The organism is Paucilactobacillus nenjiangensis (assembly GCF_005405445.1).
GTDB lineage: Bacteria > Bacillota > Bacilli > Lactobacillales > Lactobacillaceae > Paucilactobacillus > Paucilactobacillus nenjiangensis.
The window spans coordinates 1-1645 of record NZ_BJEB01000105.1; the positions used below are offsets into that span (position 1 = coordinate 1).

General features: G+C 42.3%; 1 protein-coding gene and 1 pseudogene. Both read right to left on the reverse strand.

Translation table 11 applies throughout. The features are described from left to right. Positions 1-162: 162 nt before the first annotated feature. Complete coding sequence (locus FFM59_RS09915; RefSeq protein ID WP_137602856.1) at positions 163-1032, reverse strand: LPXTG cell wall anchor domain-containing protein; 870 nt, start codon at positions 1030-1032, stop codon at positions 163-165. Between the two features lie 163 nt (positions 1033-1195). Continuing rightward, positions 1196-1561: pseudogene (locus FFM59_RS09920) on the reverse strand (integrase core domain-containing protein); the annotation flags it as partial. Between the last annotated feature and the right edge of the window lie 84 nt (positions 1562-1645).

Below are 1645 nucleotides of genomic sequence, written 5' to 3' on the forward strand. Positions count from 1 at the left end.
GTTAAAGGGACTTTGGAGTGTTTTTCCAAAGTCCCTTTATTTTTTATAGTCTGGAATTAGTTTTTTCCCAGCCACTCCTTTTTTGTACAACCTTTTTTTAGAATTGGTTCCATCAGTCAAATCATAATGATTATTTTGGCTCATCTCACAAATTCTTGCAAATTATTCATCTTTACGTTTTCGTTTCCTAGCAATCCCGAATAAGCCAAACATTGTCATCAATGTTCCTGTAATTCCTAATACCGATAATTCTGAGTTTTCCTCCTCTCCTGTTTGTGGCAAGTTTGCCTGTTTTGCTGCGACTGGCGAGCTGTCACTTTCATGTTTAGTTGGTTGGCTAGTCACGCTTTCAGCGGATGATTCTTTAGGAACTGGGTTGGCCGTGTATGTCAAGGTCACTGCCCCGTTGCCGGAAATGGTTGGCACAGTTCCAGTAAATGTATAGCCAGGAATCACTGGTACTGTCAGCGATTCGCCAGTCTTAACCGTCACTGTGTGCGCATCGCCAATTGGTTTTCCGTTTTTATCGATTGGTGTAATAACCACTGTATGTTCAGTAGGTTGATATACAAGCGGAACTTCAGTAGTCGTGGTTAGCACTTTCACTTCCTGACCAACATATTCATAACCCGGCACATTTGGTACCGTGATTGCTTCGCCAGTCTTACCGGTCACTTCAATCGGATTACCAACGTTGTTTCCATCCGGATCCTTGGGTTGGACTGTAAATGTGTGCACAGTCCCGGTATAAGTCACAGTGTAATCATTGCCTGTCGCTAAATACTTGCCCGTAACAATCAATGAATCAGCGACATAGCCTTCAATCACTGGAGAAGTAAGACTAAATGTCGCATCAGTTTTACCGGTGATTGTCTGCGCGGCTGCTGCTTGGCCACCCTTTTCAAAGACATAATGAACGGTCACGGTTTGGTCGTTAGCGATGTAGTGAATTTCAACTGGTGTTGTATCTGTTGGAATTGTCACCTCTTGACCGGGAACCACAGTGTAGCCTGGAATTTCAACTGGTACCACCGGTTGTCCCGTTTGACCTGTTGAAGTCGTTGGAACATTTGTGGATTGAAGTCAATATTTGAGATAGATTTTAAGAGACATTCAGAACCGCGTTTACCTTCCACAGCTCAAATAAATCATTAATCGCGATTAATAACTTATTTGAACCCTGGAAAGCATTAAATCAGGCGGCCATTTGGCTCGTAAGTGTTGCAATTTCAACTTGTAAGGGGGTCTGGTAGCCCAGTGAACTATGAATTCTCTTCCTATTGTAGAAAGCATGCACATATTCAAAAAGGACGGCAGCGGCAGTTTCATAATCTTCAAAGACCGGCACTGGATAAACACATTCCTTTTTGAGGGAAGCGTGAAAGGATTCCATTGGCGCATTATCATACGGACAACCCTTACGGCTGTATGAGTGGCGGATATGTAGCTCAGTTAAACGTTGATTGTAATCATCGCTGGTATACTGTGATCCTAAATCCGTATGGATAATCAGGTCCCCAGTAATGGTTCGATTTTTAACCGCGCTTTCAAGGGTCTTTAAGACTAAATGGTAGCGTCAAGAATCTTGTGTAAATGAAATGCCTTCGTACATATAATATGTATCTAACTTAAATAAATGATGCTT